Raw genomic sequence first — 12611 nt, forward strand, 5'->3', positions numbered from 1 at the left:
CAAGTCTTCTCTTGAACCGAACAACGGACCTGTCATGAAAGCTCTCGCCCGCCCACTGCTTCTCGCCGTACTGGCATGCACGCTTGCTGCCTGCAACACGCCCGATACCGTCATGGCCAATGGTGCGATCACTCTGGATGGAAACCAGGTGACCCTGCGCGTCATCGGCACGTCGAAGGCCACGATCGATGCTGACGGCACGTTCGCCGTCGACGGCAAGGCTGTCGTCACCACGCACGCCGAACGCAGCCTGCTGGCCCAGTACAACCAGAGCGTGCGCTCGGTGCATGAAACCGGCCTGGCCATGGGCAAGGCCGGCGTCCGCATGGCGGCCAAAGCGGTCGTGGCCAGCACGTCCTCCGCGCCGGGCAATGCTGGCGAGACAGCCGAGGCTGGAGCCGGGCAAATGCAGCAGCTGAGCCTCGACATCTGCAAGGCGCAGGCTTCGATCAAGACCGTGCAGGACCAGCTGGCCACGCAACTGGCGTCCTTCAAGCCCTACGCTTCGATCGTCAGCTCATCCGACGTGGCGGACTGCGAGAGCGACGCCAAGGACTGACCTGACGAGGGACCATCCGGCACGCGTGCCGGACGAGCCCCTTCCCGCGCGGATACCGCCTGTATCCACCCTTCCGCTCCACCGTTCATTCCACGAAGTCGTCCCGACTGCGTCGGCCTCCCGCACCCCGAGGAATCACCATGCGCCTCCTGCCCTGCCTGCTGCTTGCACTGACTCTCGCCACGCCACTGGCGCAAGCCTCGCCATCCCCCGCCAGCCATGCCACGGCACCGACCGGGACCGTTCTGCTGGTTGGTGACAGCCTGAGCTCGGCGCACCGCATCCCGGCCGAAGCGGGCTGGGTGAACCTGCTGCAGCAGCGCGTCGACCACGCCACGACGACTCCGCCTTCGATCGTCAACGCCAGCCGCGGCGGCAAGACCATGGAGGACGCACTGAAGGAATTGCCCGCATTGATCATTGCTCACCATCCGCGGCTGATCATCCTCGAGCTGGGCGCCAACGACGCCATCCTCGGCGCCAATCGGCAAGCGCTGGAGCAGCACATGACCCAGCTGATCGACCTGGCCCAGGCCTCCGGAGCAAAGGTCGCCGTACTGGGTTTCGAGATCCCGGCCAAACTCGACAAGGATCACTGCGCAGACACCCTGCGGCAGGTCTATGCCAGGGTGGCGAAGGATCAGCACGTCACGCTGTTGCCGTCCCTGATGGCCGGCATTTCGGACAAGCCCGCCCTGCTGCTGGATGACGGCGTGCATCCGACGGCGGTCGCCCAGCTGCGCGTGCTCGACAACGCATGGCCCACGCTGCGTCCCTTGCTGATCAACTGAAGACCGCGACAAGTCGACGGAAGTGGCCGGCATGATGCGGGCCACTTCCTTTCCAGGCTGCAGACAGGCTATTTGCCTTCGCCGTGGATGCCGCCACGGGTCAGTGTCAGCGGATCAAGCAGCTTCTTCAATTCGCTCTTCGACAAGCCGGTGGTTTCCAGCGCCACGTCCATGATCGGCCGGTGCTGCTTGTAGGCGAGCTTGGCGGTGGCCGCACCTTTCTCGTAGCCGATCACCGGATTCAACGCGGTGACCAGGATCGGATTCATCGCCAGCGCCTGGTCGACCCGCGCCCTGTTGACCTTGAACCCGGCGATCGCCTTGTCGGCCAGCAACACGCTGACGTTGGCCAGTATCCCGATCGACTGCAGCAGGTTGTGCGCGATCAGCGGCAGCATTACGTTGAGCTGGAAGTTGCCGGACTGGCCGGCGATGGTGATCGAGGCGTCGTTGCCGATCACCTGGGCGGCGACCATCGCCACCGCCTCCGGGATCACCGGGTTGACCTTGCCCGGCATGATCGACGACCCCGGTTGCAGCGCCGGCAGCTCGATCTCGCCCAGGCCAGCGAGCGGACCCGAGTTCATCCAGCGCAGGTCGTTGGCGATCTTCATCAGCGCCACCGCCAGCGTCTTCAGCGCGCCGGACAACTCGACGGCGGCGTCTTGTGCTGCCATGCCCTCGAAATAATTTTCCGCCGACTCGAACCTCACCCCGGTCAGCTTCTTCAGCTGCAGCGCCATCGCCGGGCCGAACTTCGGGTCGGCATTGATGCCGGTGCCCACCGCCGTGCCACCCTGCGGCAAGCGGCGCATGCGCTTCAGGGCATCCTCGATCCGTTCGATCGCCGAGCCGATCTGTGCGGACCAGCCCGACAGCTCCTGGCCGAAGGTGATCGGCATCGCGTCCATCAGGTGGGTGCGGCCGGTCTTGGGCGTGTTCTTCAGCTCGCGGGCACGCTGGTCGATCGCCTTCTTCAGATGCTTCAGCGCGGGCAGCAACTGCTCGGTGGTGGTCAGCGTGGCGCTGACATGGATGGCGGTGGGGATCACGTCGTTCGAGCTCTGCCCATAATTGACATGGTCGTTCGGATGCACCTTCGCGCCCGCCGCCACCGCCAGGTGCGCGATCACCTCGTTCGCGTTCATGTTGGTGCTGGTGCCCGAGCCGGTCTGGAAGATGTCGATCGGGAACTGTGCGTCATGCTGGCCTTCCGCCACCGCCATCGACGCCTTGCGGATCGCCGCGGCCTGGTTCTTCTTCAAATGCCCCATCGCGACGTTGACCTCGGCCGCGGCCGCCTTGATCAGGCCCAGGGCGCGGATGAACGGGCGCGGCAAATGCAGGCCGGAAATCGGGAAGTTGTCGATCGCGCGCTGGGTCTGCGCGCCGTACAGCGCGTCGGCGGGGACTTTCAGCTCGCCCATGCTGTCGTGTTCGATGCGGAAATTGCTCATGGGGAAGATCCTTGGGAAATGGATGGATCGGGGCGGCGCCACGTCCGGGATACAGGGAGAACGGATGCGTCCGCCCACTATAAGCCGCCGGGCACGGACGCGCGGTCAATGTAAAATGGCGGTTTCCCCTCGCCGGAACGCCCCGATGTCCAAGCACGCCCTCACCGCCCTGTCGCCGCTGGATGGCCGCTATGCCAGCAAGGTCGAAGCGCTGCGCCCGATCTTCAGCGAATTCGGCCTGATGCACCGCCGCGTGCAGGTGGAAATCGAATGGCTGCTGGCGCTGGCCGCCGAACCGAAGATCGTCGAGCTGCCGTCTTTCGACGCAGCCCAGGTCGCCATCCTGAAGGCCATCGCGGAAAACTTCAGCGAAGCCGACGGCGAGCGGATCAAGGCGATCGAGGCGACCACCAACCACGACGTCAAGGCGGTCGAGTACTTCATCAAGGAAAAGATCGGCGCCGACGCCAGCCTGGCGCAGGCAAAGGAGTTCGTGCACTTCGCCTGCACCAGCGAGGACATCAACAACCTGTCCTACGCACTGATGCTGCGCGACGCCCGCAGCGGCGTGCTGCTGCCGCAGCTCGACGCCGTGATCGGCAAGCTGCGCGACATGGCCCACGACAACGCGAACCTGCCATTGCTCTCGCGCACCCACGGCCAGACCGCCTCGCCCAGCACCCTGGGCAAGGAAATCGCCAACGTGGTGGCGCGGCTGGAGCGCCAGCGTCAGCAGCTGGTAGCGGTCGAAGTCTCCGGCAAGATCAACGGCGCCGTGGGCAACTACAACGCCCACGTCATCACCTACCCGGACGTGGACTGGCGCGCGTTCTCGCAGCGCTTCGTCGAAAGCCTGGGCCTCGACTACAACGCCTACACCACCCAGATCGAGCCGCACGACAACGTGGCCGAATACTGCGACGCGGTGCGCCGCGCCAACATCATCCTGATCGACCTGGCCCGGGACATCTGGGGCTACATCTCGCTGGGTTACTTCAAGCAGACGCTGAAGGCCGGCGAAGTCGGCTCCTCGACCATGCCGCACAAGGTCAACCCGATCGACTTCGAAAACGCCGAAGGCAACTTCGGCCTCGCCAACGCGCTGCTCGGCCACTTCGCCGAAAAGCTGCCGATCAGCCGCTGGCAGCGCGACCTCACCGACTCCACCGTGCTGCGTGCGCTGGGCACCGCGTTCGGCCACGGCCTGGTGGCGCTGGAGTCATTGAAGAAGGGTCTTGGCAAGCTCAACGTCAACGCCGAGCGCATCGGCGCCGACCTCGACGCCAGCTGGGAAGTGCTGGCCGAGGCCGTGCAGACGGTGATGCGCCGCTATGGCCTGCCGCAACCTTACGAACAGCTCAAGGCGCTGACCCGCGGCCACGGCATCACCAGGGACTCGATGCGCGAGTTCATCGCCAGCCTGGATCTTCCGGCCGAGGCGAAACAGCGGTTGCTGGAACTGACGCCCGGCAGTTACATCGGCGTGGCCGACGGACTGGCAAAGACCATCTGAGGGCGGGGCCACAACGTCGGCCGTAGCGGTCGGGGCGAACCTTCGGATTCGCCCTGCACCGCCAGCCTGGTGACTTCATCAGGGTCGCGCGTTTCGGATTCCGCAAAGAGAACAGCCACCCGAGTTTCCCTGGGTGGCTGTTTTATTGGTGGGCCGTCACAGATTCGAACTGTGGACCAATTGATTAAGAGTCAACTGCTCTACCAACTGAGCTAACGGCCCATGAACTGATTGTATCCGCATGGACGGATTTGAAACTGGGGTGGATGATGGGATTCGAACCCACGACAACCGGAATCACAATCCGGGACTCTAACCAGCTGAGCTACATCCACCATCGTTTGATACTGGTGCGCCAGACAGGACTCGAACCTGCAACCGTCGGCTTAGAAGGCCGATGCTCTATCCGGTTGAGCTACAGGCGCCGTCCTGTCGGCAGAACGTGTCGCTGGTCGGGGCAGAGGGATTCGAACCCCCGACTTTTGCGTCCCAAACGCAACGCTCTACCAGACTGAGCTATACCCCGCTTTCGAATCCCCGGTCATGTCGCACCGAAGCCTTGAAATGTTACGGGTGACGCCTCGCCCAGTCAATCGTATCGAAGCACACCTTGGTATTTCCTCACCACCGTTTTCAACGCGGACCGTGCAGGCTCCTGGTTGAAAACAGGACGGATGCAGACACCCTGTCCCGGAATAAAAATGGTGCGCCCGGAGAGATTCGAACTCCCGACCACCTAGTTCGTAGCCAGGTACTCTATCCAACTGAGCTACGGGCGCACTGTGAAACTTTTCAGCCGAACCGGCGGTTGTCTGGGGAACAAGCCGGCGAAGCCAGAAGCGGAATTATTCAGACTCCGACCTCTTGCGTCAACCCTTTTCGCAAAATTTCTTCACCAAATTTGTCGCCGATGGTCCGACCATGAAAAAGGCGACCATCGGTCGCCCTTTCCCGGTTGCTCGAATAGCCGTCCAAACGACGATCAGCCATTCCACCTGTCGCGGCTCTGCGGCGCCGGATCACCGACCTTGCCCACGGCCGAGCCGGTGTCGCCCTTCGGCGGCGGCGGTGGCGGCGTGCTGCCGGTGGAGGCGCTCTTCGTCCAGTCCGCCGGCGGTCCGGGAACACGCCCGGCCATGATGTCGTCGATCTGGTGTGCGTCGATCGTCTCGTACTGCAGCAGGGCGTCGGCCATCATGTGCAGCTTGTCCAGGTTCGCCGTCAGCAGTTCCGTGCTGCGCGCATAGGCGCGATCCAGGATGCCCCGCACCACGCCATCGATCTTGCTCGCGGTTTCGTTGGAGATGCTCTTGTGCTGGGTCACCGAGCGGCCGAGGAAGACCTCGTCCTCGTCCTCGCCGTAGGTGATCGGACCAAGCTCGTCCGACAGGCCCCACTTGGTGGCCATGTTGCGCGCCATCTTGGTGGCCCGCTCGATGTCATTCGATGCACCGGTGGTGACCTTGTCGGCGCCGAAGATCAGCTCCTCGGCCACGCGACCGCCATACAGCGAACACAACTGAGACTGGATGGCTACGCGGTTGATGCTGTACTTGTCGCCTTCGGGCAGGTACATGGTGACGCCGAGCGCGCGCCCGCGCGGAATGATGGTGACCTTGTAGACCGGATCGTGCTCGGGCACGAGGCGCCCGACGATGGCATGGCCCGCCTCGTGATAGGCGGTGAGTTTCTTCTCGTCCTCGCTCATCGCCATCGAGCGACGCTCGGCGCCCATCAGGATCTTGTCGCGTGCCTTGTCGAGGTGGCTCATGCGCACTTCACGCGCGTTCTCGCGCGCGGCGAACAGGGCCGCCTCGTTGACCAGGTTGGCCAGATCGGCACCGGAGAAGCCGGGGGTGCCGCGGGCGATCGTCATGGCGTTGACGTCGCTGGCGGTCGGCACCTTGCGCATGTGCACCTTGAGGATCTGTTCGCGACCGCGCACGTCGGGCAGCCCCACCACGACCTGGCGGTCGAAGCGGCCCGGACGCAACAGGGCCGGGTCGAGCACGTCCGGACGGTTGGTGGCCGCGATCACGATGATGCCTTCGCTGCCCTCGAAGCCGTCCATCTCGACCAGCAAGGCATTCAGCGTCTGCTCGCGCTCGTCGTGCCCGCCGCCGAGACCCGCGCCACGATGACGGCCGACTGCGTCGATCTCGTCGATGAAGATGATGCAGGGCGCGTGCTTCTTGGCCTGCTCGAACATGTCGCGCACGCGGCTGGCGCCGACGCCGACGAACATCTCGACGAAGTCCGAACCGGAAATCGAGAAGAACGGCACCTTGGCCTCGCCCGCGATGGCCTTCGCCAGCAGGGTCTTGCCGGTGCCGGGAGGACCGACCATCAGCACGCCGCGGGGAATCTTGCCGCCGAGCTTCTGGAACTTGGACGGATCGCGCAGGAACTCGACCAGTTCGCCGACCTCCTCCTTGGCTTCGTCACAACCGGCCACGTCGCTGAAGTTGACCTTGATCTGGTCCTCGCCCTGCAGCTTCGCGCGCGAACGGCCGAAGCTCATCGCGCCGCGGCCGCCACCACCGGACTGCATCTGGCGCATGAACCAGATGAACACGCCCACGATCAGCAGCACCGGCAGCCAGCTCACCAGCAGGCCGATCAGCGAGAAACCTTCGGACGGGTCCTGCCGGACTTCGACGCCCTTGTCCTGCATCTGCTTGACCACCTGGCTGGTGGAAAAGCCCAGGATCGGGGCGACGGTGCGGAACGCGCTGCCATCCTTCAGCTTGCCGCTGATCGTGGCGGGCTGGTCGGCACCGATCGTGGCGTTGGCCACGTTGCCGTTGTCCACGCTCTGCACGAACGCGCTGTAGGCCATGTCCGTGGAAGCGGCGCCACGCGGATTGAAGTTCTGGAACACGGTGAACAGCACCACCGCGATGATTACCCAGAGCAACACATTTTTCGCTGTTTCATTCATGCACGGTTCTCGCCCGGTGACGCCGCGGCGGGCTTGCGGCCCGTCGCCAGCGCATATACCTCACGCGAACGCGCGCGGGAGGCCTTAGGTTTACGCATCGTCACGCGGCTGAAGTCCGCGCGCAAGCTGCGCAAGTAATCGTCAAAGCCGACACCCTGGAACAACTTGATCAGGAACGATCCGCCCGGCTTCAGCCATTCCCGGCTGAAGTCGAGCGCCAGTTCGCACAAAGCCATCGCGCGGATCTGGTCGGCCAGGGCCACTCCACTCATATTGGGGGCCATGTCGCACAGTACAAGATCGACCTTGAGGCCATCCAGGCGCGACTCCAGCTCCTTCAACACGCTTTCCTCGCGGAAGTCGCCCTGCAGGAAGTCCACCCCGGCAATGCTTTGCATCGGCAGGATGTCCAGGGCGAAGACCTTGCCGCTGTCGCCCAACCGGTTGCGCACCAGCTGGGACCAGCTGCCCGGCGCCGCACCGAGGTCGACCACGTTGATGCCCGGCTTGAGCAGCCGGTCGCGTTCGAGCAGTTCCTCCAGCTTGTAGACGGCACGCGAGCGCAGGCCCTCGGCCTGGGCCTTTTTCACGTATTCGTCGTTGAAATGTTCGCGCAGCCATACTGCACTGCTTTTGCTGCGGGCCATGTCGTGCAATCGTCGATTGGGGAACGGGATACCCGCATGATACCCTTTGCCGTTCATCAACCGTGAATCGAGTCCCACCGCATGGCCCTCACCTCCTCGCAGATCCGTTACCTGCGCAGCCTCGCCCATGACCTGAGCGCGGTCGTCCTGCTGGGCAACAAGGGCGCCACGGAGGCCGTGGTGAAGGAACTGAACCAGGCGCTGGACATCCACGAACTGGTCAAGATCAAGCTGTCCGGCGGCGACAAGGAAGAGCGCCAGGCGCAGATCGACGTGCTCACCGGCGGCACCGGCGCCGAGCAGATCCAACAGATCGGCCATGTCGTGGTGCTGTTCCGCCGCAATGTCGACGAACCGAAGATCGCCCTGCCACGCTGATGGATCTGTCGCTGGAACGCCCCGAAGGCTATCTGTACGTGCGCCGGGTGGCCGCGCACGGCATCACCCTGATTGATCGCGAACTCACCTCAAGCTTTCTGCTGGCTCCGGACAGGGCGATCGAGAACTGGCCCGTCACGGCTGTCGAGACGCTCGATGCCGGCCATGTCGAAGCCTTGCTGGCAATGAACCCCGAGCTGGTCGTGCTGGGTACCGGGGCGCGCCAGGCCTTCCCGGCGGCCGCGTTCATGGCGGGCTTCCTGCGCAGGAACATCGGCATCGAGGTGATGGACAACGCCGCTGCAGCGCGCACCTACAACCTGCTGGCCGACGAAGGCCGCCGGGTGGTCGCCGCCTTCATCCTTCGGCCCGGCTGATTGCCCCTGCGCGCAGGCCGCGGCCGCGTGCCCGACCGCATCAACGCTGCGGCAGATAGCCCAGCGGATCGACCGGATTGCCATCCTTGCGGATCTGGAATTCCAGTTCGTTGCGGGTGGTACCGGTCGAGCCCATCTCGGCGATCTGCTGCCCCCTGCTCACCTGCTGCCCTTCCTTGACCAGCCGCTTGCGGTTGTGGCCATACGCCGACAGGAAGCTGTCGCTGTGCTTGATGATCACCAGTTCGCCATAGCCGACCAGGCCGTTGCCGCTGTAGACCACCACGCCATCGGCGGCCGCCCGGATCGGATCGCCGGACTTGCCCGCGATCTCGATGCCGGGAATCGCATCGGCGCTGTTGAAGCGACCCACCAGGTTGCCCTCGGCTGGCCAGTGCCACTGCACGCCGCTGACCACCCGCGAAACGCCCGCCGCCGGCGTGGCCGGGGGCGGCATCGCGGCCGCTGGCACCGGCGCAACGCCGGCGACCGGCACGACACTGGCGGCGGCGGCAACCGCAGGCCTGACCGGCTTTGCCGTCGTGGCCACCGGCGGAGCTGCCTGCCCGGCAGCCGGATGCGCGGCGGCCGGAACCCCCGCGGCCGCCGCCGTGGCGGGTGATGCCGGCGTCGGCACGGACTCGAACACCGGCGCGGCGGCGACGCTCGACCCAGTTGCCCGCACCGGCGCAGCCGCGTTCGACGGTGCCACCACACGCCTGCCCGGCGGCGCCAGCGTCAGGCGCTGCCCCGGCCAGATCGTGTACGGCTCGGCGATCCCGTTCCACTGGGCCAGATCGCGAAAATCCACGCCCTTGCGGAATGCGATCGAATAAAGCGTGTCGCCATGCAATACCTGGTAGCTGCCACCGGGTATCGGCGTACGCGCGGGAACGGGCGGCGGAGTGACCACGGCGGCGTGGCGATAGGTCGTTCCGGCCGCCGGTTCCACCACCACCGAGCTGCGCATGGTGCCGCAAGCGGCAAGCAGCGAGGCTGCGACCAGCAACGCCGGCCATTGAAGATATCGATCCATGGGCATCAGCATACCGAGGCAGACAGTGATTTTCATGCGACGTCACCGTGGCGGGAGGCCGCCAGGCTCGCCCGACTTGAAAAATTCACCACTTCAGCGCAGGACGAACCACCACACCAGCAGCAGCGCCAGCGCCAGCAAGGCCGTCCAGCCGATCCACTCGACGTATTTGTGCAGGATGCGCTCGGCGCGTTCGCCGAACAGGCGGATCAACAGGGCAAGCAGCCACACGCGCTTGCCACGGCCGAGCCCGATGCAGGCCAGGAACGGCAGGATCGGCACGCCGATGATGCCGCAGGCCCAGGTGACGAACTTCATCGGCACCACCGGCTGCAGCGCGGCCAGGATCAGCACGCCGAACATGCCCCAGTGATGCTCGACCATCTGCTTGCTCAGCACCGCCACGCCCTGTTCGATCGGCGTCAGCAGATGCAGCGCATCCAGCGCGGGCCGCAGCGCATGGAAGGCCCAGTGGCCCAGCACGTAGCCGACCAGGGCGCCCAGCAGCGAAAACAGCAGGCTGATGTTGGCGAAAAAGAACGCCTTGTGCCGCTTGCCCAGCATCATCGGCGCCAGCATCACTTCCGGCGGAATCGGAAAGATGAACGCCTCGACGAAACTGAGCCCGGACAGGTAGTACAACGCTCTGCGATCGCGCGCCCAGCTCAGTGCACGCGCGTACAGCCCGGCAAACAGGCGCATCAGCCGATACCGCCAAGCAGGGGCACGAAGCTGACCGGGCCGAGTTCTTCCTGGATGAAGTCACCCTGCCCGTCGCCACGCATGCGGATCAGCGTTTGCCGGCTGGGTGAACCCACCGGCGCCACCAGCACGCCGGTCGGGCTGAGCTGATCGAGGATGCGGGTGGGAATGGTGTCGCCGGCGGCGGTGAGGATGATCGCGTCGAACGGCGCCTCGTCGGGCCAGCCCAGCTTGCCGTCGTCGTGGCGCGAACGCAGGTTGGTCAGGCCCAGTTGGCGGAAGCGGCGGCGGGCCTGGCGCAACAGCGCCTCGATCCGCTCCACCGTGAACAGCTGCGGCACCAGCGCGGCCAGCACGGCGGCCTGGTAGCCCGAGCCGGTGCCGATTTCCAGCACCTTCTGCGGCATGCCCTGCCTGGCGTCGAAATGCTCGAGCAGCGCCTCGGTCATGCGCGCCACCACCCACGGTTGCGAGATGGTCTGGCCATGGCCGATCGGCAGCGCGTCGTTCTCGTAGGCGCGCGAATGCAGCGCCTGATCGATGAAGTGATGGCGCGGCAGGTTGCGGATCACTTCGATCACCCGCGCATCGCGAATGCCGCTGTCCTTGAGCATCGCGGCCAGCCGGTCGCGGGCGCGCTGCGACGTCATGCCCTCGCCCTTCAGCTCTGCCGCCGGCAGTGGATAGACCGTCATGGCTCAGGCCACCTCGTTCGTGGGTTTGCGGCCGTCGGCCATCGCGTCGCTCATCTCGTCGCTGAGCGGCTGCATCCAGCTGCTGACTTTCTCCAGTGCCTGGAACCGGGTCAGATCAACATGGATCGGCGTCACCGAGACGAAACCTCGCCGCACGGCGTTGAAGTCGGTGCCGGGGCCGGCGTCATCGGCCTCGCCGGCCGGGCCGATCCACCAGATCGGCCGCCCCCGCGGATCGGTCTGCGCGATGCAGGGGGCCGCGCGATGGCGACGTCCGAGCCGGGTGACCTCGAAGCCCTGGATGTCGGCCCAGGGAAGGTCGGGCACGTTGACGTTGAGGATGGTGTCGGCGGGCAGCGGATCGACCAGCAGGCGGTTCATCAGCAGCAGCACCGCTTTCGCGGCCGAGTCGTAGTGCACGCCCTTGTGGTCGTGGCTGACCAGCGACACGGCGATCGCCGGCAGCCCCAGGAAGCGTCCTTCCATCGCCGCCGAGACGGTGCCGGAATAGATCACGTCGTCGCCGAGGTTGGCGGAGTTGTTGATGCCCGACACGACCATGTCCGGCTCTTCATCGAGCAGGCCGGCCAGCGCCAGATGCACGCAATCGGTTGGCGTGCCCGCCACCCGGTAATAGCCGTTGGCCATCGGCAACACCCGCAAGGGTGCGTCCAGGGTCAGCGAATTGCTTGCGCCGGAGCGATCCCGGTCGGGCGCGACCACGGTCACGTCCGCCACTTCGCCCAGACGCTCGGCCAGCACGCGGATGCCCGGGGCATCCACGCCATCGTCGTTACTTACCAGAACTCGCATGATGCTCCGTGGAAAGCGACACGCAGGCGCGCATTCCATCCTGCGGCAGCGCACTGCTGAAGCCTCGAAGTCTACCGGAGCGCGTCCCCGGTTTCACGCCGTTCTTCGGCGCTTCTGCCAGTCGCCCGGCCGCGCCGCATTGGGTAGCATGGCCCGATGAAGCGCCGTCCGCCCGCTCCGATCACCGATGCCGACAGCCAGCTGTTTCGCGAGGCGATCGGCGAGGTGCGCGTGCTCGATCCGGTGGCCGCACCGCCGGCCGCGGCGCGACCGGCGCCGCACCCGCACATGCTGGAGGCCGACGAAGCGGCCGTGCCGGGCGAGCTGCTGGACATGGCGTTCGACCCGGCCGTGCTCGAAGTCGGCGAAGAGCTGGGCTACCTGCGCGACGGCTATCCGCCGAAGCTGCTGCGCCAGCTCAAGCGCGGCCAGTTCAGCGTGCAGGACGACCTCGACCTGCACCAGATGAACGCCGCCGCCGCACAAGCCAGCATCGTGGCCTTCCTCGCCGAAGCGAAGCAACACGGGCTGCGCTGCGTGCGCATCGTGCATGGCAAGGGCTTGCGCTCGAAGTCCGCCGGGCCGGTACTGAAGGGACTCACCGATCGCATGCTGCGCCGGCGCGACGACGTGATCGCGTTCGCCTCGGCGCGGCCGGCGTTGGGCGGCACCGGCGCGGTCGTGGTATTGCTCAAGGGCTGA

Annotated in this window: 13 protein-coding genes and 5 tRNA genes; 6 read left to right on the plus strand and 12 right to left on the minus strand. The window is 65.6% G+C overall.

The features are described 5' to 3' along the window. Positions 1-34 precede the first annotated feature (34 nt). Both UU7_RS13255 and UU7_RS13260 read left to right on the plus strand, forming a co-directional pair. On the plus strand, positions 35-559 hold the full coding sequence (locus tag UU7_RS13255; RefSeq protein ID WP_157582263.1) for a YggN family protein: 525 nt from the start codon (positions 35-37) through the stop codon (positions 557-559). Between the two features lie 140 nt (positions 560-699). Beyond that, positions 700-1350, plus strand: coding sequence for a GDSL-type esterase/lipase family protein (locus tag UU7_RS13260; protein ID WP_007809090.1), 651 nt, complete (start codon positions 700-702; stop codon positions 1348-1350). Between the two features lie 68 nt (positions 1351-1418). On the opposite strand, the gene UU7_RS13265 is transcribed toward UU7_RS13260, so the two are convergent. Continuing rightward, a complete protein-coding gene (locus UU7_RS13265) occupies positions 1419-2807 on the minus strand; it encodes a class II fumarate hydratase (RefSeq protein ID WP_007809091.1) in 1389 nt (462 codons plus the stop codon). 145 nt (positions 2808-2952) lie between these two features. Here UU7_RS13265 and purB point away from each other — a divergent pair, with 145 nt between their 5' ends. Continuing rightward, positions 2953-4320, plus strand: coding sequence for an adenylosuccinate lyase (gene purB / locus UU7_RS13270; RefSeq protein ID WP_007809092.1), 1368 nt, complete (start codon positions 2953-2955; stop codon positions 4318-4320). 146 nt (positions 4321-4466) lie between these two features. Here purB and UU7_RS13275 read toward each other — a convergent pair. From UU7_RS13275 to rlmE, 7 genes are all read right to left on the minus strand, one after another. Continuing rightward, positions 4467-4542 (minus strand) — tRNA-Lys (locus UU7_RS13275). Positions 4543-4578: 36 nt separating this feature from the next. Next, a tRNA-His gene (locus UU7_RS13280) sits at positions 4579-4655 on the minus strand. Between the two features lie 13 nt (positions 4656-4668). Then, positions 4669-4745 (minus strand) — tRNA-Arg (locus tag UU7_RS13285). Between the two features lie 24 nt (positions 4746-4769). Further along, a tRNA-Pro gene (locus UU7_RS13290) sits at positions 4770-4846 on the minus strand. Between the two features lie 176 nt (positions 4847-5022). Continuing rightward, positions 5023-5099: transfer RNA gene (locus tag UU7_RS13295), tRNA-Arg, on the minus strand. Between the two features lie 203 nt (positions 5100-5302). Further along, positions 5303-7261: an ATP-dependent zinc metalloprotease FtsH gene (gene ftsH / locus UU7_RS13300; RefSeq protein WP_007809093.1), complete on the minus strand. Its 1959-nt coding sequence runs from the start codon at positions 7259-7261 to the stop codon at positions 5303-5305. Beyond that, positions 7258-7908 carry a 23S rRNA (uridine(2552)-2'-O)-methyltransferase RlmE gene (gene rlmE / locus UU7_RS13305; protein ID WP_007809094.1) on the minus strand — a complete coding sequence of 217 codons (651 nt, stop codon included), beginning with the start codon at positions 7906-7908 and terminating at the stop codon, positions 7258-7260. The genes ftsH and rlmE overlap by 4 nt, the downstream gene beginning before the upstream one ends. A gap of 81 nt (positions 7909-7989) precedes the next feature. On the opposite strand from rlmE, the gene yhbY reads away from it, so the two are divergent. Together yhbY and UU7_RS13315 are read left to right on the plus strand one after the other, a co-directional pair. Next, complete coding sequence (gene yhbY / locus UU7_RS13310; RefSeq protein ID WP_007809095.1) at positions 7990-8286, plus strand: ribosome assembly RNA-binding protein YhbY; 297 nt, start codon at positions 7990-7992, stop codon at positions 8284-8286. Next, a complete protein-coding gene (locus tag UU7_RS13315; protein ID WP_007809096.1) occupies positions 8286-8663 on the plus strand; it encodes an Mth938-like domain-containing protein in 378 nt (125 codons plus the stop codon). Before yhbY ends, UU7_RS13315 begins: the two co-directional genes overlap by 1 nt. 40 nt (positions 8664-8703) lie before the next feature. On the opposite strand, the gene UU7_RS13320 is transcribed toward UU7_RS13315, so the two are convergent. The 4 genes from UU7_RS13320 to surE all read right to left on the minus strand — a co-directional run bounded on the left by UU7_RS13320 (position 8704) and on the right by surE (position 11909). Further along, entirely contained in the window at positions 8704-9711 is a 1008-nt protein-coding gene (locus UU7_RS13320; RefSeq protein WP_007809097.1) for a peptidoglycan DD-metalloendopeptidase family protein, read from the minus strand. An 81-nt stretch (positions 9712-9792) separates the two neighbouring features. Then, the gene (locus UU7_RS13325; protein ID WP_007809099.1) at positions 9793-10401 is read right to left on the minus strand and encodes a YqaA family protein; all 609 of its coding nucleotides are present in this window, start codon (positions 10399-10401) and stop codon (positions 9793-9795) included. Next, positions 10401-11096 (minus strand): protein-L-isoaspartate(D-aspartate) O-methyltransferase, encoded by a 696-nt coding sequence (locus tag UU7_RS13330; RefSeq protein ID WP_007809101.1) that lies wholly within the window; start codon positions 11094-11096, stop codon positions 10401-10403. The genes UU7_RS13325 and UU7_RS13330 overlap by 1 nt, the downstream gene beginning before the upstream one ends. A gap of 3 nt (positions 11097-11099) precedes the next feature. Beyond that, entirely contained in the window at positions 11100-11909 is an 810-nt protein-coding gene (gene surE, locus UU7_RS13335; protein WP_040673445.1) for a 5'/3'-nucleotidase SurE, read from the minus strand. Between the two features lie 156 nt (positions 11910-12065). Between surE and UU7_RS13340 the strand changes: the two genes are divergently transcribed. Further along, entirely contained in the window at positions 12066-12611 is a 546-nt protein-coding gene (locus tag UU7_RS13340; protein ID WP_007809105.1) for a Smr/MutS family protein, read from the plus strand.

The organism is Rhodanobacter spathiphylli B39 (assembly GCF_000264295.1).
Lineage (GTDB): Bacteria > Pseudomonadota > Gammaproteobacteria > Xanthomonadales > Rhodanobacteraceae > Rhodanobacter > Rhodanobacter spathiphylli.